The organism is Streptococcus mitis (assembly GCF_003942995.1).
GTDB classification, from domain to species: domain Bacteria; phylum Bacillota; class Bacilli; order Lactobacillales; family Streptococcaceae; genus Streptococcus; species Streptococcus mitis_CV.
In genome coordinates, this window is sequence record NZ_RJOH01000005.1 from 101,034 (window position 1) to 121,203 (window position 20,170).

The following is a 20,170-nucleotide window of genomic DNA, read 5'->3' on the forward strand; positions in this document are numbered from 1 at the left end:
TTAGTTCTCCTTTAGCACATATTCTTCGATAGCCCAGGCGACAGCCTCTTCATCATTGGTCATTGGCGTCACTACATTTGCGACTGCCTTGACTTCAGGAACAGCGTTTTGCATGGCAACACCGAGCCCTGCCCATTCAATCATAGAGAGGTCATTGGCCTCGTCACCACATGCCATGACTTGACTTTGGTTAATTCCAAGATGGCTGATCAGTTTTGCCAAACCTGTTGCTTTATGAACATTCTTTGGTGACCACTCTAGCAACATTTCACGTGACTTAAAGATTTCATATTGATCAAACAATTCTGGAGAAATCTCTTGAATGGCTGCATCCAAGGGTTCTTGAGCAAAGGCAGTCACGCATTTATTATAAGTCATTTGACTAGATAGGTCTTCAAAGTCAACTGGAACAAAAGTCAAAGCTGGATTGAATTTGGCATAAAGACTTTCTTGGTCAGATTGAATTTGATAAACAGTTCCTTCTGAGATGGCATCAAGAGGCAGTGATAATTTCTCTGTTTCCTCATACAAGCGTGCCACATCATCATATGAAAAGACTGTTTTATCAAGGATTTCACCTGTATTTTTCTGAACCAAACCACCATTAAAAGTAATGGTATACTCATCTTCGTGACCGTCAGTCCCTAGCTCATGGAGAAAGAAATCCATAGCTTTTAAGGGACGACCAGTTGTCAATACGACCTTGATACCACGATCACGCACAGCTTTCAAGGTTGCCTTGGTACGATCCGTCAGCCTTTTATCAGTAGTCAGCAAGGTCCCGTCCAAGTCCAATGCGATTAATTTTATATCTGCCATTATAAGCCCTCCATATAAGCTATAACCGACTGGTCCTTATGGTGACCAATCACAGTCTCTGCTAATTCTAAAATTTCTGGTCGTGCATTTTCAGGAGCTACAGGATGTCCCACAACCTGCATCATATGCAAGTCATTTAGATTGTCTCCAAAAGCCATAACCTGATCCATTGTGATGCTAAGTTTTTTAGCCAATTCAACAATGGCCACTCCCTTATCGACATAGTCCAGAACAATATCAATGGATTCAAAGCCAGTTGTCATGGCCTTAACACCAGGGACGTTTTCGTTTACCCAAGCCTCACCAGCTTCTAGCGTTTCTTCTGTGAAGTTGGTTGTAAATTTGAAAATGTCATCTGTAATATCTTCTAGACTCGCTACTTTTTGGATATTTTCATTATAGTGCTGACTCACTTTTAAATAGGTCTCATCAACCGTATCTAGAACATAAGCTCCCTTTTTTCCCGTCAAGAGCAGTTTATTGATATCTACATAAGGTGAAGTTTTCAGCCTTTCAAAAGTTGATAGATAAAAGTCACGAGACATAGTCGCTTCATACAAGTCCTGACCTTGATACTCTACTAAACTGCCATTTTCCGCGATGAAAATAATGTCATCACGAACATCAGCAAATAATTTTTCTAGAGACAGAAATCCGCGCCCTGAAGCTACCGCAAAGTAAATGCCTTTCTCCTTGTAGGAAGCCAAAAGAGACTTGAGGCGGTCCATATCAAAGCGTCCATTCTCATCTAGGAAGGTTCCGTCCATATCCGTTGCTACTAGTTTAATCATAAAATCTTTCTTACTCCGATTAGTAAATCTACCTTCTATTATACCATAGATAGCTAGAAAAAGGACGAGTCTATCAGCTTTCCCTATCTTTTATCCTTTCCTACTAGCTAGTACTGATTTCAACTTAAAAACGCTTAAAAAATTAAAATCGTGCAACTTTTTTCAGACAGTTTTAAAAGATTGATTTCATTACCTCTTTCCTTTATACTGGATAAAAAGGAGATTAGTATGTCAGAAACAAATCACGAAATTGATTCAAATTTTGCAGGTCGTTTAAATATCCTGCGTGCGGGTGTTCTTGGTGCCAACGATGGGATTATTTCCATTGCTGGTGTGGTTATCGGAGTTGCCAGTGCTACGAGCAATATCTGGATTATCTTTTTATCAGGATTTGCAGCTATTTTGGCCGGTGCCTTTTCAATGGCAGGTGGAGAATATGTGTCCGTTTCAACTCAAAAAGATACCGAGGAAGCGGCCGTTGCGCGTGAGCAAGTCTTGCTAGACCAAGATATGGAACTCGCCAAAAAGTCTCTCTATGCTGCCTATATTCAAAATGGTGAGTGTGAAACATCAGCCCAACTTCTCACCAACAAAGCCTTTTTAAATAATCCTCTCAAGGCTTTGGTAGAAGAAAAATATGGGATTGAGTATGAAGAATTTACTAATCCTTGGCACGCTGCCATTTCTAGCTTTATTTCTTTCTTCCTTGGTAGCTTACCACCAATGCTGTCAGTAACTATTTTCCCAAGTGAATACCGCATCCCTGCTACTGTCCTTATCGTCGGTGTGGCTCTTCTTCTCACTGGCTACACAAGTGCTAGACTTGGAAAAGCACCTACCAAAACAGCTATGATTCGGAACCTAGCTATTGGTCTCTTGACCATGGGAGTTACTTTCCTGCTCGGACAACTTTTCAGCATTTAATACTCTTCGAAAATCTCTTCAAACCACGTCAGCTTCGCCTTGCCGTATATATGTAACTGACTTCGTCAGTTCTATCTGCAACCTCAAAACAGTGTTTTGAGCTGACTTCGTCAGTCTTATCTACAACCTCAAAACTGTGTTTTGAGCAACCTGCGGCTAGCTTCCTAGTTTGCTTTTTGATTTTCATTGAGTATAAAATACAAGAAATACCTCGATTTTGAAGTCGAGGTATTCTTTTTTACATTTGCACAATCTTGCGATAGCTTCTTGAAGTAATCATGAAAATCAGCACATAGGCGATGAGGAAGACAGCGCAGATAGACAAGGTCACAGTCAACATCATAGTCGTATCTATTACACCAATTACTTTTAAAATCAGACTAAGCATATGGTAGGCAAATGCTAGATGTATGAAGGCAAAAAGCAAAGGAAGGAAGAAAACAGTTAAAACCTGTTTGTTGATGGTTTGCTTGATTTGCTTTTGATCCAAACCGACTTTCTGCAAGATAATAAAGCGTTCACGGTCTTCATAGCCTTCAGAAATTTGTTTGTAGTAGATGACCAGAACGGTTCCGATCATAAAGATAATGGATAGGAAAATACCGATAAAAAAGACACCACCAAAGAGGGCACTCATCTGAGAACGAGCATCTGCTAGATTGCTACCATAAACATAGCTATCTTCTGTGTTTAATTGAGCATTAAACTGATTGAGGTATTTTTCATACTCTTCAGCGACCTTGAGTTGTTCTTCTTCACTGATATTTACATTCATACCGCCGTAAAACTGATTATAGATAGCCGAATCTGGGAATTGATCCAAAAAGGCTTGTAAATTAGGTACAACAAGGTAATTGTAATCAGTAGTCAAAATATTAAACTGATTTGGGACATGGTTGACAATAAAATCTTTATTAAATTCTTCTTTGACAGAAAATTGATGATCATTTAGAGTTAGTACTTTCTGTCCTTTCAGTCCGTCATTTTTGGCAAAGAGACCGACCTCATTTCCTGATAGAGACAGTTTTTGACCAGTCATATTTTCATAATCTTTTTGGTCAAATACCATGAAAACTGTTTTTGGTTGGACACGGTTTTGTCCTTTTTCAAAAATAGTTAACTTGGTTCCTTCTTGATTTGCAATACCAAAGTTACTGTAACGAAGAACTTCTTTCTCTTTGACACTATAACCTTTGTCACTTGCAAACTGGCTCAAGAGTTTGTCCAAATCTTCTTTTTCAACATTTTTTCCAGTAATTCCAAAGTCATGCGGATTTAGAACTTTTTTTAAGCTTTCTGCGGAATTGAAAATGCTTGTCGCTGCTGACATGGTTACCAAAACCATTGTTGACAAGATAGCGATAGTTGCTAGTCCAACCGCATTTTTCTTCATACGGAAAATCAAGTTGGAAACAGAGATGAGGTTATTAGGTTGGTAATAATATTTCTTATTTTTCTTTAAGATTTGAAGGAAAACGGTAATTCCTGCATTAAACAAGAGATAGGTCCCAAAGATAACCAGCAAAACAGCTAGGAAAAAGGTTGTTAAGGCTGTAAGAGGATCGGTTACCGTAAGGGCAAGATAATAGCCAATCCCTAAACTTATGGAACCAAGAATAGTTTGGAGAGGTAGGAAACGACCTCTTTTCTCTCCGCTTGCTTTCTCACGCGAGAGCTGGAGGGCATTCATACGGGCGATTCGAAGGGCATTCAGGAACATAAGGCATAGGAAAATCAATCCAAAGACAACAAGTACTGCAATGACAACATTCATTTGGAAGGTAGCGACCAGCTCAACCTTCAATTTCATCAGTTTGAGCAAGAAAGCGAAAATTAACTTGTCAAACAAGGCTCCAATACCGATTCCTGCTCCAACAGTTAGAATTCCAAACACCACTAACTCCTTAAAGGTCATACTGATTAAATGGCGCTTTTCCAATCCCAACATGCCATAAATTCCCAGTTCCTTGGAACGATTTTTCATGACAAAACTATTGGCATAGAGGACGATAATGGCTGACGCAAGGGTGACGACAAACATACCAAATCCAAGTGTAGCCTGAATGGTTGTTCCTCCACGGATTTCCGCAATCTTAGGATTAAAGGTTAGAGAGTAAAAGAGATAGGTCACGGTGACTGCCAAGAGAACAGCCAGCGCAAAAGGATAGTAGAGTTTGCGGTTTTTAATCAAGTTCGATACCGCTAACTTATTGGTTAATCGAAACATACTAATTCACCTCGCTTGCCATGACAGTCAAGGTATCAGAGATCTCTTGGAACATCTGACGTTCTGTCTTCTCTCCACGGTAGATTTGATTATAAAGAATGCCGTCCTTGATAAAGAGTACACGTTTGGCCCTGCTAGCTGCTGCTGTGGAGTGGGTTACCATGAGAATGGTTTGGCCGCGCTCATTGATTTCATCAAAAACATCAAGTAAGGCTGCAGATGACTTGGAATCAAGGGCTCCTGTTGGCTCGTCCGCAAGGAGAATTTCAGGTTCTGTGATGATGGCGCGGGCTACTGCTACACGCTGTTTCTGACCACCAGAAATCTCGTAAGGATACTTCTCTTGTAATTGGTTGATGCCTAGATTCTCAGCTGTCACCACCAATTTCTTCATCATCTCCGTAATGGGTCTTCTTGACAAGACAAGCGGAAGCAAGATATTGTCCTTAACAGACAGAGTATCTAGCAAGTTAAAGTCTTGGAAGACAAATCCCAATTTTTCACGACGGAAGCTAGAAGCCTGTGAGTTTTTAATGGTTGCGGTGTCAGTTCCATTCAAGTAAACCTGGCCACGAGTTGGTTTATCCAGCATAGCTAGAATATTGAGAAGAGTTGATTTACCAGAACCAGACTCACCCATGATGGCAACGTAGTCACCCTTTTCTACGGTAAAGTGAATGTCCTTGAGGGCTTCTACTTGGTTGCCCTGAAAACGAGTTTTATAAATTTTTTGAACGTGTTTTACATCTAAAAGTGTCATGAGAATCTCCTTTCTTAATATCCCATCAAATGAAATGTTGCTTGCATCATAGCGCATCCCAGCTGAACGCGCTCGATATCTTTATGGCTTGGTTTTCTTGTTTTCTTCTGTAAAATTTGTTTCATGATGATACTCCTTTGTTCTTTATGAGTCTAGTTTACATCAAAAAAAGACCGCTTGCCATAACCTAACCTTACAAAAGAGACTTTAATCTTACATTTTTGTAAGATTGGAGGAAATGTAGATATTTTATTAAAAATATTTTACCATAAAAAGAAAGCAAGAAGAAAACCCTTGCGGATACAAGGGTTCAAAAATTTTAAAATAGATTAGTCGAATTCATAGACTAACAGTAAAATAACTGTTTCTACCTCACCAAAACCATCCATCATTTTCTTCAATGGCTTGAGCTTCTTTGCGTTTACGTGGGCCTGTTCCATACATTTCTGCTTCGATTTCTTCCTTGGTTGGCATGATAGAAGCTAGGATGATATAGATAATCACCCCAAGTCCAAAGTTTGCGACTGTAAAAATAGCAAATAGAAAACGAACAAGGGTAACATCAAAATTCCACTTGTCTGACAGACCTGCCAAAACTCCTGAAATCATGCGATTTCGTCTCATTTTATAAAATTTACTGTTCATGATTTTTCCTCTTTCTGCTAGGTTAGACATAGTATATCACGGGTAGGCTCGGCTTTCATCAGTCCTCAGGCTGATTTATTAGTAGCAATTTACCTCGACAAAGTCCACAGCGATAGCGTTTAGTATCAATCCTTCTCTTGCGATGATAAGCTTGCTGGCAGGATTGACAACGATAGAGCTTGAGTGGTTTAGAGTGGCTATTTGGCAAGGTTGGTACAAAGCGTAATCCATCCACTGCTTTCAACAGTTCCTTAAAATCCTTATCCTTGTGTTGATAGCCCTTCCCTTGAAAATAGAGGTGATAATGACAGAGTTCATGTCGGACAATTTTCCTAAAAACATCCAACCCCAATTCCTGATAAACCTTGGGATTAAAATCCAAATGCCCATCTTTTGGGAAAAATCGCCCACCTGTCGAACGTAGACGAGAATTCCACTGAGCTTGATGGATAAAAGGTCTACCGAAGTCTCCTAGTGAAACCTGCTTAACGTAATCAGTCAGTTTCATTTGGAGCTAGCAGCGACAGATTGACTTTTTCACGTTCAGTATCGATTTTCTTGACCCAAACGGTCACCAAATCACCAACGGACACTACTTGGCTAGGATGTTTGATAAATTTGCGACTCATGTGAGAAATATGAATCAAGCCGTCCTCGTGAATCCCGATATCAACGAAGGCACCGAAATCAACAACGTTACGCACCACACCTTCTAGCTTCTGACCGACAACAAGATCCTTGATATCCAGTACATCTTGACGGAGAACTGGAGCATCAAAAGAGTCACGGAAATCTCGACCTGGTTTGAGAAGATCTGCAATGATATCTTTAAGAGTTTCTGGACCAAGATTCAGTTCTTGCGCCATTTCCTTGACTGAAAGGGACTTGAGTTTGCTTTGGGCTTCTTCGTTTAGGTCTTTAATATCTAAACGTTTGAAGAGCTCCTTAACAGCAGCGTAGTTTTCTGGGTGAACCCCTGTATTATCAAGGATATTGCTACTTTCAGGGATACGAAGGAAACCAGCTGCCTGTTCAAAGGCCTTGGCCCCCAGACGAGGAACTTTCTTGATTTGGGCGCGTGAAGTGATTTTTCCTTCTTCCTCACGGTATTTGACGATATTTTCAGAGATGGTTTTATTGAGTCCAGCGACATGGGAAAGAAGAGCTGGGCTAGCCGTATTGACATTGACACCGACTTGGTTAACCACCGTATCAACAACAAAGTCCAGACTCTCAGATAGTTTCTTCTGACTGACATCGTGTTGGTATTGACCGACACCGATTGACTTAGGATCGATTTTGACCAATTCAGCAAGGGGATCTTGCAAACGACGGGCGATAGAAATAGCAGAGCGTTTTTCAACAGTCAAGTCTGGGAACTCCTGACGAGCAAGTTCACTGGCAGAATAGACCGAAGCACCACTTTCATTGACGATGACATAACTAACCTCAGGAAAATCTTTAAGAACTTCCGCCACAAAAGCTTCACTTTCACGACTGGCCGTTCCATTACCGATGGCAATAATCTCTACACCGTATTGACCAATCAAATCTGCCAAATCTTTCTTTGCTTCTTCGATTTGACGAGCTGATGCTGGTTTAACAGGATAAATGACCTGAGTTGTCAACATTTTTCCTGTGGCATCAACTACTGCCAACTTGGCACCCGTACGAAAGGCTGGGTCAAATCCTAGAACCACGCGCCCTTTCAGCGGAGCAACCAAGAGGAGATTGCGCAGGTTGTCAGAAAAGAGTTGAATAGCTCCTTCTTCCGCTTTCTCAGTTAATTCTGTCCTAATTCGGCGCTCGATAGCAGGCAAGACTTTTTTCTTAACCGATTGCTGAACAACTTCATCAATATAGGCATTTTTTACCTTGAAACGAGTAGCAAAGAAGGCTAGAATACGGTCCGTCGCATGTTCAAAACCGACCTTCAAGACACCAAGTTTCTCCCCACGATTGAGGGCTAAGGTACGATAACCCTGCATATTTCCAACTGTCTCTGAAAAATCATAGTAAATCTGAAAAACTTGTTTTTCATCAAGACTTTCATCTTTAACTTGAGAAGTGAGTTTAGAGTGTCTCAACACCTCCTGATAAGTCATGGCGCGCAGTGTCACATCTTCCGATAAGGCTTCGACCAAGATATCAACTGCACCAGCCAAGGCTTCCTTCCCTGTCGCAAATCCTTCACAGACAAACTTCCCAGCTTCTTTCTCTAAGTCAGCTACGTTTTGCAAAATCAGGCGAGCAAGAGGAAAGAGTCCAGCTTCACGAGCAATGGTTGCCTTAGTCCGACGTTTTTCCTTGTATGGAAGATAGAGCTCTTCAACATCTGCTAGTTTTTCTGCAGCTAAGATTGCCTCTTCCAGCTCCTTGGTCAACTTGCCTTGTTCTTGAATCTTAGCTAAAACAGCTTCCTTACGGTCGTTGAGATTTGTCAGACTTTTATCCAAGTCGATAATGGCCTTAATTGCCACCTCATCCAGACTACCAGTCATGTCCTTGCGATAACGCGCGATAAAGGGAATAGTCGCCCCTTCAGCTGTCAAACTTAGAACAGTATCAATTTGCTTTAAAGTCACTCCCAAATCTTGGGAGATTTTTTCATATTTTTTATCCATGAATCTATTATACCACAAGCTATACGTTTCAAATTAGCTCTTACAATTTTAAAACATAAGTTGGGGAATAAATTTGCTCCATTTCAATATTCTATTTATTGAGAAGGTTGCAATTTAATTCTAATAGTTTACAAAAGGATCAGTGATTAATTTCACTGTTTTTATTTTTGACAATAATGTGCCACGATTCTCCCTCCCTATTCTTCAAGAAAACGCTTTTTTGAACAATAGGATTGTAATTTCTGTTTCTAATCGTTCAAAATGCGTGTTTTGGAGAAATAAAAAATCGCAAGCCTGAGCCTGCGGTGGGGATAATCTATTTTGAAATTTTAAACAAAAAAGGAGCATTTAAGCTCCCTCCTTTGAAATAACGGACACTTGGCTGGTCGGTGTACCCAGCATCTCAGATACCTTTTTCAAGGTGCGGCAGGAACCTTTCTGCCCTCAAATGTCTTTCGTTAATGTTATTCTAGCACTATCTACTTTTTTTGTCAAACTTTCTCAATCTACCAGACTTAATCAGGATTTATAAAGCTCTATGATTCGTTAGATACTCAATTTTAACTTTTCACTTTTCCTCAAAATAATAGTATAATAGAGGTAGAATTTAGAATCGAGGTGCACCTATGGCTGTAAAATTTACAAAAACTGATGACTTGGACAAGATGTTTGAGGAGTTTGCTAAACTCCCTGATTTGAAACAAGTCACTTTCCCTGATGACAAAGAGAAAAAAGCCAAAGCAGAAAAGAAAAACTAGATGACTGCTTTCCAACAACTCCCATCTAGTGTGCTTCAGACTGGAGCTATTTTCCTCTCCATTATCATTGAAGCTCTCCCCTTCGTACTGATAGGAAGTATTGTCTCAGGGCTGATTGAGGTCTATATCACACCTGATAAGGTGTATCATTTTCTCCCTCGAAATCGTTGGGGGAGAATCTTTTTTGGCACCTTCGTCGGGATACTTTTTCCCTCTTGTGAATGTGGAATCGTCCCCATTATCAATCGTTTCCTGGAAAAAAAGGTTCCCAGTTACACGGCCGTTCCCTTTCTTGTGACAGCACCTGTCATCAATCCTATTGTTCTCTTTGCGACCTATTCTGCCTTTGGCAACTCCTTCCATATCGCCCTGTTACGAGCTCTTGGTTCCATTCTTGTGGCTGTGATACTTGGGATTTTTCTAGGATTTTTCTGGCAAGAACCGATTCAAAAAGAAAATCGGTTGGCTTGTCATGAGCACGATTTTTCTCACTTGACCCCTGCAAAAAAAGTTTTTCAGGTCTTTGTGCAAGCGATAGATGAGTTTTTTGATACGGGGCGTTATTTGGTATTTGGCTGTCTCTTTGCTTCTATGATACAGGTTTATGTTCCGACTCGGATTCTGACCTCTATCAGTGCAACCCCTATTTTTGCCATCCTGCTCTTGATGCTTTTGGCCTTTCTTCTCTCTCTCTGCAGTGAGGCGGATGCCTTTATCGGTGCTTCTCTTCTCTCAAGTTTCGGCTTGGCACCAGTTCTGGCCTTTCTCGTCATTGGCCCAATGCTGGATATCAAAAATATTCTCATGATGAAAAATTACTTGAAAGCACGATTTATCAGTCACTTCATTACGATTGTGACACTCGTTGTCTTAGTCTATTCTCTCTTGATTGGAGTCATCCTATGATTCGGTTTTTAGTTTTAGCTGGCTATTTTGAACTGACCATTTATCTCCATCTGTCGGGCAAATTAAACCAGTACATCAACATGCACTATTCCTATCTTGCCTATATTTCCATGGTGCTTTCCTTTATCTTGGCTATTGTTCAATTGTATATCTGGATGAAGCAAGTCAAAATCCACAGTCATCTGAACAACCGATTAGCGAAGGTTACTAGTGTTGCTCTTCTGGCCATTCCTATTGTCGTCGGTTTAACTTTTCCAACTGTTAGCTTGGATTCTCAGACCGTTTCTGCCAAAGGCTATCATTTCCCCTTATCGGAAGGAACGGATCAAGCCATTCAGACAAGTGAAGGAACGACAAGCCAATATTTGAAACCAGATACCAGTTCTTATTTTTCAAAATCAGCCTATGAAAAGGAAATGCGAACTGCGGCGGATAAATACTTGTCCCAAGATAGCATTCAGATTACGAATGAAAACTATATGGAAGTCATGGAAGCTATCTACGACTATCCAGATGAGTTTGAGGGTAAGACAGTCCAGTTCACTGGCTTTGTCTATAATGACCCCAGTCATGCCAATAGCCAATTTCTGTTCCGCTTCGGCATTATTCACTGTATCGCGGATTCAGGTGTCTATGGATTACTGACCAAGGGAAATACCCGTCAATATGAGAATAACACCTGGATAACAGCCAAAGGAAAACTGGTCAATTACTATCATAAAGAACTCAAACAAAACCTCCCAACCTTGGAAATCGAAAGCTTTACCAAAGTCGATAAACCAGAGAATCCCTATGTGTATCGCGTGTTTTAAAAAAGCAAGCTAAGACCATAAAAGTTAAAACGAACAAGTTCTCTTCTGAATGACAGAAAAAGAGCCTGTTCGTTTTTTATTAAATAGTCTATAGTAAGATGTCATTTTTGATGTTTTATAACTTTCTTATGTTGTATAAAAATCTATCGATAAATCGCTATCAGACTNGTATTTTTTCCAAGCTAAACTGAAGCCATAATAATCTTCAAATTCAGGGTGCCAGTCATAATAAAGTGGGATACGACTATATTTTCTTGCAACAACTTCGTCTTCAAATTCTGGAGACTCCCCTGCAGTAATACCAAATTGAAGGCCATTTAGTTCCCAGCTATTGCCCCAAACATTTTCATCCGAGAGAACATCGATCCATCTCGAGGCATCAATATCAAAATCAGCACACAACTCCAGTTCATAGAATCTTCTACAGTTAATCTCTGAAGGCTTTATATAAAGGGCTCTGTCTACTTGGTACTTTTTATCGCTGACTTGAATTTGTGTAATTTTCATTGGAATAGGAACACCATTTAATTCTAACCAGAAATAGCCTAAGGGAGTTTTGATAACGTAATATGTTTGCTGAGGCGCAGGTTTAGCGTTTTTAGAGCAAGCATCAAAAATTCTTCCAAGCTTAATTAAATTTCTACAAATGATTTTCGAAGTGAATGGGTCGAAATGTGAATACCTACGAATGACACGTTTTAACTTTTCAACAGGAAAAGTGATATCCTTTGGTAAGGCATGATACTTCTGTACAACTAAAGCAGTTTTTTCAGTATTTTCCTTCCCTCCTGAAACTCAACAACAACGATATTTAACTCTTGATCCGGATCAAAGAGATGCTCGACCTTTTCAACTTCTTGGCGTTCATAAAAAGTAAAGCGATCTCCATCTCCGTCTTCGCCAAAAACCATGAAACTACCGCATTTAGGACACTTCCACATATAAAATGACGCCTCTGAAATGTCTTCATAAGAAATTGAATCATTACCATCTTTTTTATTCATGATTTCTACTAACAACTCATCCGAGTAAACTGAATAAGCATTTGAATCGGGCGACCTATGGTCGTTCATCGCTTGCCCGCATTTACATGTCCATTTACCCATAAACAACCTCAGTCATGCCCTAATTCTTCAAGAAAAACTTGATTTAGAGCTTTCCAGTCTTTCTTCACCTCGGTAACACTTTGAACGTATGCATCCAGCTCTTTGATGTTTTTGATGATGTAGTACTGGATTGGCATTATCGGATCAATTTCCATACTTTCGGGACCGTTTATCTTAATGTCAAGTAACCTTGATACATGCTCCTGCATTTGAGAAGGAAGTAATTCTTTGACCAAATCATCAAACAAAATCGGTGGAACAGAATGATATTTTTCAATCCAGCGACAAGCCAAAATAGGACGCAGCGCATAGAAATATTTTTTAGGTTTGACCTTGTCTCCTAATGGTACAGCATTTTTTTCTCAGAAAAATACTGGGTTGCAAGTGGACGTATGTGCTCGATAAAATCCGTTTGTTGATAAACAATTGGTGACTGTAACCATTCAAACAGTGTAGGATTAGACTTATAAAGGAGTTTTAAAGTCTTGTCTAAATCCCAGCCACTCACATCCCAAGTATCGTCAATTGGTAGCTCGATAACATCGCGCTGTTCATTCAAACGGAGATAAAACTCTTGCTTGTGTTTGTAGATAAATCGTACATCAAAGTCACTATCGGGAGACTCAAAGCCCCATGCACGACTACCAGACTCAATAGCCCACAAAACTGTGACATCGAAATCACGCTCAATTTCTGCTAATTTTTCGGGTACCAGAACATTCATTTCTTCTTGCGTTTGCATAATAAAGCCTCGTCTATAATTTGAACATAAACAGTTACTAAAATAGGAAACTAGGAGGACTGAAAGTGCTTTGTATCAAACTATCAAAACTACTACCAAAATAACTAATCCATCTAATAGCTTTTTCAGACGTTTTCTATACCTGAGACCTTTAAATGACAGAATCTCCATCCTTCCAATTCCGAGCAATTTCTTCATCTTTCTGGAGTTGATCTACCAGTTCTTCAACAGAGTCAAATTTGACCATTTCTCGGACACGGTCTAGCCAGTAGACAATGACTGTTTCACCGTAAATGTCATCTGAAAAATCAAAAATATTGACTTCAAAACGTGGCTCTTCTCCATCAAAAGTAACATTTTTCCCGACACTCGCCATTCCACGATATCTTTTACGCTGCACTTCAACATCAACTACGTAAACACCATCTGCTGGCATATAGGTTCGATCACTTAAAACTAAGTTTGCTGTTGGGTAACCGATAGTCCGTCCACGAGCATTCCCATGAACAACCATTCCACGTGATGGTAGAGGAGTGCCAAGTAAATGACCAGCTTCTCTGACATCTCCATCAAGAATAGCTTGACGAATACGAGTAGAACTAATTTTACCCTTTTCATCCTCAACAGGAGGAACAATGATGATTTCTCCATCAAAATAGTCCTTCAAATCATCCGCAGTTTTCTTATCAGAACCAAAGGTGTAATCAAATCCCGCTACAATAATCGCTGGTTTTAATGCTCTAACATAGGTATCAAAGAACTCTTGCCCCGTTAAACTAGCAAATTTACTACTAAAGTCAAGTAAGAAAAGAGCCTCTACTCCATGCCATTTCATCTTATGTTCCCGTTCTTCATGGCTGACAATATGAAGCATTAATTCTGGCTTGTACGGTTGCAAAGCAAGCTTAGGGGACTCTGTAAAGGTCATCACGACAACTGGTAGATAATCTTTCATAGAAGCCTTGCTAGCTACTTCAAAAAGCTTCTGATGTCCTTTATGAATACCGTCAAAATAGCCTAATACAAGAACTGTTTTATCAGGTACTGCGATGTCTTTTTCATTTTTTATAGGTACTGTTGTAATCATGAAACTATTATATCATAGAGAAAGCCTTTTCGCTAAAAGGAAATCCCAAATGTCGTTTTTTGCCCCTGAACTGACCTTAAAAAACTTTTCAAAATGTTAGTTTAAGAAAATAGCACCTCCTAAGAGATGCTATCGTTTAGTAACTAGTCTACTGTTTCTTCCAAATCTTTTAACTTCACCGAAACAATTTTTGAGACACCTGATTCCTGCATGGTCACTCCATAGATAGAATCGGCCGCTGCCATGGTTCCCTTACGGTGGGTTACGACGATAAACTGGCTGTCCTTGTCAAAGCGGTTGAGGTAATCTCCAAAGCGTTTAACATTGGCTTCGTCTAGCGCAGCCTCTACCTCATCCAAGATAACAAACGGGATAGTCTTAACTCGAATGATAGAGAAAAGCAAAGCAAGAGCCGACAGGGCTTTTTCACCACCACTCATAAGGTTGAGAGACTGGATTTTCTTGCCTGGTGGTTGAACAGAAATCTCAACCCCAGCTGTCAGTAGGTCTCCCTCAGTTAAAATGAGATCCGCCTGACCTCCACCAAACATCTGCTTGAATGTCACTTTAAAGGACTCACGAATGGCTTCAAAGGTTGATTTAAAGCGTTCCTTGACCTCATCATTCATCTCTGTGATAGTCTCAAGGAGCAGATTTTTCGCTGACAAAATATCATCTCGCTGACTATTTAGAAAGTCCAGACGGTTGTGAACTTCTTCATACTGGTCAATAGCTTCCAAGTTGACAGGACCCAGTGTGCGAATAGCCTTCTCTAAATCCTTAACTTCTTGCTCTGCCAGATTGAGATTTTCCAACTCATGAGACTTTTCTAAAGCTTCAGTATAGCTAATCTGGTACTGGTCTGTTAATTGACTTTGTAAATGACGTAAGCGCTCGCTGACCTTTTCTTTCTTAGCTTCAGCACGTGTTTGCTTACGAATCCACTCCTCATTCTGCTGGCGAGCCTGATCCAAATGACTAGCAATATCATCCAGTTGACCTTCAATATCATCCAATTCAAACTGCTTGCGAATCAAACCTTGTTGGAGATTTGTTTTCTGGTTTTTGGCTTCTTCAACCTGTTGACTGAGAAATTCTGTATCAACTTTCTCAAGATTGTCAACCTTTTCTTGAAGAAGGCGCTGGATTTCCTCTTGTTCGATATCTAAATTATCCAATTCCTTGCCTAAACGCTCAATATCAGCCACTTCATAACGTTTTTTTCCTTGCAGTTCCGTCTTAAGCAAGCGAGCTTGCGATACCTCTTCCTGCAAGTTTTGATAGCGTTCTTGGATGGCATTTTTGTTAGACTTAATCTCTTCAATCTCAGTTTCCAGATTTTGCTTTTCGCTGGCGATTGTAGTAAGGCGCTCTTGGCATTTTTCCTTATCCGCTTGCCAATCTCCCTCAGAAAGACGATTTAATTCCTCTTCTTGAAGTTTCCAAAGAGTTTCCAGTTCTTCAACTTGCTGACTGGTCTGCTGATAAGCGAGGGACAAGCCTTGCTCCTGAATACGAGCCTGCTCTCCTTGAGCTTTGATTGCTTCTAATCTTTCTGTCAATGAAGACATCTCATCTTGCAAGTTCTTCAAACTCGCTTCATCTGTACGCAAGCTTGCTTCTTCTTCAGCAATTTCTTTTTGTAATTGCTCCAGTTCTGGTTTGATGAAAATGCTATTATTCTGGCGATTGGCTCCACCCGCATAGGAACCACCTGTGCGCAACTCTGTCCCGTCCAATGTCACCATGCGAACCTGATAACGAACCTGGCGAGCAGCTTCACGCGCATGTTCTACAGTATCAAAAATAGCCGTCGTAGCTAGCAAATTCTTGAAAATAGCTTCCAGTCTAGTATCGAATGTCACCAGCTCATCTGCCATGCCCAGAAATCCTGGACTTGCAGCAATAGCATCTTGGTTCTGACTAGAAATCGTACGCGCCTTGATTGTGGTCAAAGGAAGGAAAGTCGCACGACCGGCTCTGTTGCGCTTGAGGAAATCAATCGCCTTGGTTGCCGCGTTTTCATCTTCTACGATGATATGCTGACTGCTGGCTCCAAGCGCAATCTCTAAAGCAGTTTGATAATGCACATCAAAGGTCAGGTGCTCACTAACTGCTCCAATAATCCCACCAAGGCGGTCTTTTTCTTGGAGAACACTCTTAACACCTGCATAAAAGTTACTATGATTTCTCAGGATGTTTTCCAAACTTTGGGCTCTAGCCTGCTTGTTTTTGAGACTATCCAGACGGTCAAAGAGTTTGCTTTGTTGAGCTTGATAAGAAGTTTTCTGCTCCTCTTGTTCCTTGGCACAGATTTGATAGTCGGCCAGTAATTTCTGAACCTGCTCCTTGGCAGTTTCAAGCTCGTCTTTTTGATGACCAGCCTTCTCTTTAGATGTAGCTAACTGTTCTTTCAGCTTTTCTAATTGATCTGCTTGTTTTTGAGAAAGCTGACGACTATTTTCCAACTCATTCTCAATACGAGTCAGTTGGTTTGAGACATCCGCTTCTTCTTGTAAAAGAGCTACAAAGCGTTCACGTAGAAGCTCAATCATCTGATCTGGATCATCTGAAAAAGCCAGTAATTCAGCCTCTAATCGATTGAGTTTTTGATTATTTTGGACTAGATTTTCTTCTAAGAGAGCTAAAGAACTTTCTTTAGCTGATTTTTCTTGGCTGAGTGAATTTCTCTTATCCTCTAAAGCAGCCAAACGGGCTTGTGCTTCCTGTTGATTCAGGGCTACTTGCTCGGACTCCAGTTTCGATAGGTCTAATTTTCTCTCTAAATCACTAATCAGACTGGTCAAATCCATCAAACTTCCTTGGTCTTTGGCCATTTCAGCCTGTAAATCTTGGCGTTGCTTTTTAAGAGTTTGATTTTCTTCTTCTAATTTTTCCCGCTTTTGGTAGTAGCTCGTCAAGAGTTCCTGAACCTGAGCTAACTCTTCTTCTGTTGACTCTAGTTCAGCCTTATTTCCCTTGATTTGAGCAACCAAAACATCCAAGTAAATAGCTTTGCGTTGACCATCCAAGTCTAGAAACTTACGGGCATTCTCAGCTTGCTTCTCAAGTGGCTTGATTTGATTATCCAATTCGTAGATAATGTCCTCTATGCGGTCTAGATTATCCTGAGTTTGTTGCAATTTGCTCTCAGTTTCTTTTCTACGAGTCTTGTATTTCAAAACTCCAGCAGCTTCTTCGAAAATAGCACGGCGTTCTTCAGGCTTAGAATTAAAAATCTCCTCAACCTTGCCTTGGGAAATGATAGAGAAGGAATCCCGTCCCAAACCTGTATCCAAGAATAGGTCATGAATATCACGCAGACGGACTTTCTTGCCGTCAATCTTGTATTCGCTATCTCCACTACGATAGATATGCCGCTCTACCCTGATTTCTTGACCAGCATCCTTGATAAATCCGTCATGATTATCTAAAGTCACAACTACAGAAGCATAATTGAGCGGTTTGCGACTTTCAGTTCCAGCAAAGATGACATCCGGCATCTTGCCCCCGCGGAGACTCTTAACACTAGACTCCCCCAAGGCCCAACGCAGACTTTCTGTAATATTCGACTTTCCAGATCCATTGGGTCCAACAACTGCAGTCACACCTTGGTCAAAGACGACCTTGGTCTTATCAGCAAAAGACTTGAATCCCTGAATTTCGATTTCCTTTAAATACATGAATCCAGCCCTTTCTCAACGGCATTTTTGGCAGCTTCCTGCTCTGCTAATTTCTTAGAACGACCTTGGCCTTGACCAATGCTCTTACCTTCAACAAGAACTTCTACATCAAAAACCTTATCATGGGCAGGACCCGTTTCAGAAATCACCTGATAACGAATAGCCACATCCCCATTGACTTGAAGTAACTCTTGGAGATAGGTTTTGTAGTCTGTAATCATCTCAAACTCGCCTGCTTCAACCTTAGGAATCATGACTTGATAGATAAATTCTTTGACCTTGGCCACATCCTTGTCCAAAAGAAGGGCACCAAGAAAGGCTTCAAAGGCATCGCCAAGAATGGTGTCACGATTGCGACCACCAGATTTTTCTTCCCCCTTACCCAGCTTGATAAACTGGTCAAACTGGCAATCACGCGCAAAACCAGCCAAACTCTCCTCACGGACAATCATGGCACGGAGTTTAGACAAGTCACCCTCAGGCTTTTTAGGATATTTTTTATACAGATATTCTGAAATCAATAACTGTAGAACAGCGTCTCCTAAAAATTCCAAGCGTTCATTGTGTGAAATTTTTAAGAGGCGGTGCTCATTGGCATAACTCGTATGAGTAAAGGCAGTCTCCAGTAAATTTTTGTCTGCAAATTCGATTGCAAAATGGTTCTTTAGTACAGTTTGTAATTCTTTCATACCAACCTCTTTCTAACTGATAACAGTCCTTTTTATTATATCAAAAAAAGCCCCCTGAGTCACTTTAAAACGGGACTGGAGCGGATTTGGATATTCATTGGAATGAGATTTTCAGCTTTATACTCAATGAAAATCAAAGAGCAAACTAGGAAGCTAGCCGCAGGTTTCTCAAAACAGTGTTTTGAGGTTGTGGATAGAACTGACGAAGTCAGTAACCATAACTACGGTAAGGCGACGCTGACGTGATTTGAAGAGATTTTCGAAGAGTTTTAGGGGCAAATTTGAGACGGTGTAAAGAAAAAAGCCCTATTAAAGGCTTTTTTAGGATGTTTACATCCACCCTGAGGGAATCGAACCCCCATCTCAAGAACCGGAATCTTACGTGATATCCATTACACTAAGGGTGGAAACTTGTTTTATTATAACAGAAATTTGCTCTAATAACAAGTTTTTTTCTAGATGGATAGCCCGTCTTAGTGGGAAGCATCCCCATTCCAGATAGAGTTTTTCACGATAACATAATCAACGTGTTTAAGGTCAGCAACCTGACGTCCACCTGCATAAGAAATAGCACTTTGAAGGTCTTGTTCCATCTCAGTTAAAGTGTCTTGCAGATGACCTTTTGCAGGAAGTAATATGCGTTTTCCTTCCACGTTCTTATAAGCACCCTTTTGATATTGTGAAGCTGAACCATAGTATTCTTTGAATTGTTCACCATCAACTTCAATTGTTTTCCCTGGACTTTCGATATGTCCTGCAAAGAGGGAACCAATCATGACCATGCTGGCACCGAAGCGAATAGACTTGGCAATATCGCCATGAGTACGAATTCCTCCATCAGCGATAATCGGTTTACGTGCAGCCTTGGCACACCAGCGTAGAGCAGCCAACTGCCAACCACCTGTACCAAAACCAGTCTTGACCTTGGTGATACAAACCTTACCTGGACCGATTCCGACCTTAGTAGCATCCGCACCAGCATTTTCCAATTCACGCACAGCTTCTGGTGTTCCCACATTTCCAGCAATGACAAAGGTATCTGGCAATTCTTTCTTGATGTGTTGAATCATAGAAATCACGCTATCCGCATGACCATGGGCAATATCAATCGTGATGTACTCAGGAGCATCAGCCTTGAGCTGGCTAACAAAATCATACTCATAGTCCTTAACACCGACAGATATAGAAGCAATGAGCCCTTGATCGTGCATGCGTTTAATAAAAGGAATGCGTCCTGCCTCATCAAAACGATGCATAATGTAGAAGTAACCTCCTTTAGCCAGTTGCTCTGCTACATTTTCATCCAAAATTGTCTGCATATTAGCTGGCACAACAGGTAGTTTAAAGGTGTGATTTCCTAAAGTGACACTTGTATCCGCTTCTGCACGGCTTTTAATGACACATTTATTTGGAATCAATTGAATATCTTCGTAATCAAAAATTGGAAATTCATTTAACATCTCGATGTCTCGTTTCTTTTGTAATGACCTACCTATGCTCTCGCATCACTACGCCTTTTCCGACGTTTCCTTAATTTATTATAAACTAAAGTACAGTTTTTGTCAAATAATTTTATAAATTAAAATATATTGTTCGG

The 20,170-nt window shown here is 40.5% G+C and carries 15 protein-coding genes, 1 tRNA gene and 2 pseudogenes; 4 read left to right on the plus strand and 14 right to left on the minus strand.

Annotation, left to right across the window (positions count from 1 at the left end; genetic code table 11):
* Together D8836_RS04805 and D8836_RS04810 are read right to left on the minus strand one after the other, a co-directional pair.
* On the minus strand, positions 1 to 819 hold the full coding sequence (locus D8836_RS04805) for a Cof-type HAD-IIB family hydrolase (protein WP_125393321.1): 819 nt from the start codon (positions 817 to 819) through the stop codon (positions 1 to 3).
* Positions 819 to 1,610, minus strand: a complete 792-nt coding sequence (locus tag D8836_RS04810) for a Cof-type HAD-IIB family hydrolase (RefSeq protein ID WP_125393322.1) — start codon at positions 1,608 to 1,610, stop codon at positions 819 to 821. The genes D8836_RS04805 and D8836_RS04810 overlap by 1 nt, the downstream gene beginning before the upstream one ends.
* A 228-nt stretch (positions 1,611 to 1,838) precedes the next feature.
* Between D8836_RS04810 and D8836_RS04815 the strand changes: the two genes are divergently transcribed.
* Positions 1,839 to 2,534 (plus strand): VIT1/CCC1 transporter family protein, encoded by a 696-nt coding sequence (locus D8836_RS04815; protein ID WP_125393323.1) that lies wholly within the window; start codon positions 1,839 to 1,841, stop codon positions 2,532 to 2,534.
* A gap of 238 nt (positions 2,535 to 2,772) precedes the next feature.
* Here the strand turns inward: D8836_RS04815 and D8836_RS04825 are convergent, their stop codons facing one another.
* The 5 genes from D8836_RS04825 to D8836_RS04845 all read right to left on the minus strand — a co-directional run bounded on the left by D8836_RS04825 (position 2,773) and on the right by D8836_RS04845 (position 8,790).
* Positions 2,773 to 4,761, minus strand: coding sequence for an ABC transporter permease (locus D8836_RS04825; RefSeq protein ID WP_125393324.1), 1,989 nt, complete (start codon positions 4,759 to 4,761; stop codon positions 2,773 to 2,775).
* 1 nt (position 4,762) lies between these two features.
* Entirely contained in the window at positions 4,763 to 5,521 is a 759-nt protein-coding gene (locus tag D8836_RS04830; protein WP_000173372.1) for an ABC transporter ATP-binding protein, read from the minus strand.
* Between the two features lie 372 nt (positions 5,522 to 5,893).
* Positions 5,894 to 6,166, minus strand: coding sequence for a PspC domain-containing protein (locus D8836_RS04835; RefSeq protein WP_033685104.1), 273 nt, complete (start codon positions 6,164 to 6,166; stop codon positions 5,894 to 5,896).
* A gap of 58 nt (positions 6,167 to 6,224) precedes the next feature.
* A complete protein-coding gene (locus D8836_RS04840) occupies positions 6,225 to 6,674 on the minus strand; it encodes a SprT family protein (protein ID WP_084887056.1) in 450 nt (149 codons plus the stop codon).
* Positions 6,661 to 8,790, minus strand: coding sequence for a Tex family protein (locus tag D8836_RS04845; protein WP_125393325.1), 2,130 nt, complete (start codon positions 8,788 to 8,790; stop codon positions 6,661 to 6,663). The genes D8836_RS04840 and D8836_RS04845 overlap by 14 nt, the downstream gene beginning before the upstream one ends.
* Before the next feature lie 626 nt (positions 8,791 to 9,416).
* Here D8836_RS04845 and D8836_RS11365 point away from each other — a divergent pair.
* From D8836_RS11365 to D8836_RS04860, 3 genes are read left to right on the plus strand one after another with little or no spacing between them, the layout of a single operon-like run.
* The gene (locus D8836_RS11365) at positions 9,417 to 9,548 is read left to right on the plus strand and encodes an SPJ_0845 family protein (RefSeq protein ID WP_004234728.1); all 132 of its coding nucleotides are present in this window, start codon (positions 9,417 to 9,419) and stop codon (positions 9,546 to 9,548) included.
* Positions 9,549 to 10,454 carry a permease gene (locus tag D8836_RS04855; RefSeq protein ID WP_125393326.1) on the plus strand — a complete coding sequence of 302 codons (906 nt, stop codon included), beginning with the start codon at positions 9,549 to 9,551 and terminating at the stop codon, positions 10,452 to 10,454. It begins immediately after the preceding gene.
* Positions 10,451 to 11,266 carry a TIGR03943 family putative permease subunit gene (locus tag D8836_RS04860; RefSeq protein WP_125393327.1) on the plus strand — a complete coding sequence of 272 codons (816 nt, stop codon included), beginning with the start codon at positions 10,451 to 10,453 and terminating at the stop codon, positions 11,264 to 11,266. The genes D8836_RS04855 and D8836_RS04860 overlap by 4 nt, the downstream gene beginning before the upstream one ends.
* Before the next feature lie 126 nt (positions 11,267 to 11,392).
* Here the strand turns inward: D8836_RS04860 and D8836_RS04865 are convergent.
* From D8836_RS04865 to D8836_RS04900, 7 genes and pseudogenes are all read right to left on the minus strand, one after another.
* Positions 11,393 to 12,372 (minus strand): annotated as a pseudogene (locus D8836_RS04865) (hypothetical protein).
* Positions 12,373 to 12,380: 8 nt separating this feature from the next.
* Positions 12,381 to 13,114 (minus strand): annotated as a pseudogene (locus tag D8836_RS11370) (nucleotidyltransferase domain-containing protein).
* Between the two features lie 151 nt (positions 13,115 to 13,265).
* Complete coding sequence (locus D8836_RS04880) at positions 13,266 to 14,201, minus strand: bifunctional riboflavin kinase/FAD synthetase (RefSeq protein ID WP_125393330.1); 936 nt, start codon at positions 14,199 to 14,201, stop codon at positions 13,266 to 13,268.
* A gap of 143 nt (positions 14,202 to 14,344) precedes the next feature.
* Positions 14,345 to 17,884: a chromosome segregation protein SMC gene (gene smc, locus D8836_RS04885; RefSeq protein ID WP_125393331.1), complete on the minus strand. Its 3,540-nt coding sequence runs from the start codon at positions 17,882 to 17,884 to the stop codon at positions 14,345 to 14,347.
* Positions 17,875 to 18,573, minus strand: a complete 699-nt coding sequence (gene rnc / locus D8836_RS04890) for a ribonuclease III (RefSeq protein WP_000661490.1) — start codon at positions 18,571 to 18,573, stop codon at positions 17,875 to 17,877. Before rnc ends, smc begins: the two co-directional genes overlap by 10 nt.
* A 335-nt stretch (positions 18,574 to 18,908) precedes the next feature.
* A tRNA-Arg gene (locus D8836_RS04895) sits at positions 18,909 to 18,980 on the minus strand.
* Between the two features lie 66 nt (positions 18,981 to 19,046).
* Entirely contained in the window at positions 19,047 to 20,033 is a 987-nt protein-coding gene (locus D8836_RS04900; RefSeq protein WP_000931164.1) for a GMP reductase, read from the minus strand.
* Positions 20,034 to 20,170: the final 137 nt, after the last annotated feature.

Excerpts from the sequence above, each read along its gene's own strand:
- D8836_RS04825 (WP_125393324.1), bottom strand. The coding sequence starts at position 4,761 with ATGTTTCGATTAACCAATAAGTTAGCGGTATCGAACTTGATTAAAAAC.
- D8836_RS11365 (WP_004234728.1), top strand. The coding sequence starts at position 9,417 with ATGGCTGTAAAATTTACAAAAACTGATGACTTGGACAAGATGTTTGAG.
- D8836_RS04835 (WP_033685104.1), bottom strand. The coding sequence starts at position 6,166 with ATGAACAGTAAATTTTATAAAATGAGACGAAATCGCATGATTTCAGGA.
- smc (WP_125393331.1), bottom strand. The coding sequence starts at position 17,884 with ATGTATTTAAAGGAAATCGAAATTCAGGGATTCAAGTCTTTTGCTGAT.
- D8836_RS04855 (WP_125393326.1), top strand. The coding sequence starts at position 9,549 with ATGACTGCTTTCCAACAACTCCCATCTAGTGTGCTTCAGACTGGAGCT.
- D8836_RS04830 (WP_000173372.1), bottom strand. The coding sequence starts at position 5,521 with ATGACACTTTTAGATGTAAAACACGTTCAAAAAATTTATAAAACTCGT.
- D8836_RS04880 (WP_125393330.1), bottom strand. The coding sequence starts at position 14,201 with ATGATTACAACAGTACCTATAAAAAATGAAAAAGACATCGCAGTACCT.
- D8836_RS04810 (WP_125393322.1), bottom strand. The coding sequence starts at position 1,610 with ATGATTAAACTAGTAGCAACGGATATGGACGGAACCTTCCTAGATGAG.
- D8836_RS04845 (WP_125393325.1), bottom strand. The coding sequence starts at position 8,790 with ATGGATAAAAAATATGAAAAAATCTCCCAAGATTTGGGAGTGACTTTA.
- rnc (WP_000661490.1), bottom strand. The coding sequence starts at position 18,573 with ATGAAAGAATTACAAACTGTACTAAAGAACCATTTTGCAATCGAATTT.
- D8836_RS04900 (WP_000931164.1), bottom strand. The coding sequence starts at position 20,033 with ATGTTAAATGAATTTCCAATTTTTGATTACGAAGATATTCAATTGATT.
- D8836_RS04860 (WP_125393327.1), top strand. The coding sequence starts at position 10,451 with ATGATTCGGTTTTTAGTTTTAGCTGGCTATTTTGAACTGACCATTTAT.
- D8836_RS04840 (WP_084887056.1), bottom strand. The coding sequence starts at position 6,674 with ATGAAACTGACTGATTACGTTAAGCAGGTTTCACTAGGAGACTTCGGT.
- D8836_RS04815 (WP_125393323.1), top strand. The coding sequence starts at position 1,839 with ATGTCAGAAACAAATCACGAAATTGATTCAAATTTTGCAGGTCGTTTA.
- D8836_RS04805 (WP_125393321.1), bottom strand. The coding sequence starts at position 819 with ATGGCAGATATAAAATTAATCGCATTGGACTTGGACGGGACCTTGCTG.